The organism is Bacillus sp. GMs2/2 (assembly GCF_050172095.1).
GTDB lineage: Bacteria > Bacillota > Bacilli > Bacillales > Bacillaceae_G > Bacillus_A > Bacillus_A cereus.
On the sequence record NZ_JBNLYE010000621.1, the window covers coordinates 1 to 1,644 of the forward strand.

Genomic DNA, 1,644 nt, shown 5'->3' on the forward strand with positions numbered 1-1,644 from the left:
ATAACCTATACCAATAGTATAAGCTAAAAATAAGTAAAGAATCTTTTTGTTTTATAAAATTTATAACTTCAAATTCACTTTATTATCCTTTGTACCAGCTTTGACATTCCCCATAAATAATATTGCCATAAACGAAACGATAATTGGAATTAAAGCTAATAGAAAAACAGTAGTAATGGAAGATGACATAGCAGCTATAACCTTTTCAAGAATAAAAGTAGGTATACTGGACCTTACATCTGAGCGAAATATTGCACTCGGATCACCTAGATTATTTAACATGCTGGAACCATGTTCTATTCCCTTAAAAGCATCCTTTAAGTTAGCTGTAAAGGTACTATTTTGAATGGAGCCAAAAATCGTTACTCCAATTGTCATACCTAGTGAACGAAAGAATGAATTTGTTGAAGTAGCTGAACCACGGAATCTCGGTTCCATATTATGAATAGAAACTGTGGGAAGCAAAGAGAACGAAAATCCAACTCCAAACCCCGTTATAATCATGTATATCGTTAAAAGTACACGGCTTGTTTGTGGATCCATCGTTCCTAACAAATACATACCTATCCCAAAGGATATTATAGATAATAACATCAAGTTGCGGTAACTAATTTTCGTTTGAAATATTCCACCAATTGCACTACCTACTACAGAACCTAACATCATTGGGGTTAAAATTAATCCAGCATTAGTTGCTGTTCCACCATATACAGCCTGAACAAAAATAGGAATAAATACTGTTAAAATAACAAATGTTGCTCCATAGAAAAACGTAATAATTTGTGATATTGCAAACTCCTTACGCTTAAACATCCAAAATGATATTATCGGATCTTTCACTTTTCTTTCTACCAATAGGAAGCCAACAAAAAATACAATAAACGATGCAAATAACCCAATGATTTGTATCGAATCCCACTTAAATTCTTTTCCTCCCAATTCTAAAGCGAACATTAAGCTAATTACTGCTATGACGAGTGTTATCGCCCCCCACCAATCAATATTTTGCTTAGTAGGTGGATTATTTTCTTTATAAGCTTTTAAAATAAAAATTAATGACATTAGACCAATTGGAATATTGACGTAAAAAATCCAATGCCAACTTATATTTTCTGTTATATACGCACCTAATAAAGGTCCTAATACACTTGAAGAACCAAATACGGCCCCTAATAACCCAGTCATTTTCCCTCTTTTTTCAATAGGAAAAATATCAAATACAATGGTAAAGGCGATTGGCATCAGTGCCCCCCCACCTATACCTTGAATTGCACGATAAATACTTAGCTGAACAATACTTTGCGCAGTACCACATAATGCAGAACCAATTAAGAAGATTAATAAACCAAAAATATAAAACCTCTTTCTACCATACATATCAGATAATTTCCCGAAAATAGGCATACCCGCCATAACTGCAACCATATAAGCAGAAGTAACCCAGATGAATTTATCCAATCCACCCAAATCTGAGACAATTGTACCAATTGAAGTGGCAACAATTGTATTATCCATTGCAGCCATTAAAATACCTAGCATTAACCCAGCTATCACTAAGCGTAAGTTGCTCTCTTTTGCAACCATACCTCTTTCCTCCTTTTTTCACACTCAATAAAATAAATAGTCTAATTAAACTATATACTC

The 1,644-nt window shown here is 33.6% G+C and carries 1 protein-coding gene; it reads right to left on the reverse strand.

What is annotated here, in order from left to right; all coding sequences use genetic code 11:
• Window positions 1-60: 60 nt before the first annotated feature.
• Window positions 61-1,584: an MDR family MFS transporter gene (locus ACQGS6_RS28035; RefSeq protein WP_000225814.1), complete on the reverse strand. Its 1,524-nt coding sequence runs from the start codon at window positions 1,582-1,584 to the stop codon at window positions 61-63.
• Window positions 1,585-1,644 lie beyond the last annotated feature (60 nt).

What these genes read in the sequence shown, in the direction of transcription:
- ACQGS6_RS28035 (WP_000225814.1), bottom strand. Translation starts at nt 1,584, where the DNA reads ATGGTTGCAAAAGAGAGCAACTTACGCTTAGTGATAGCTGGGTTAATG.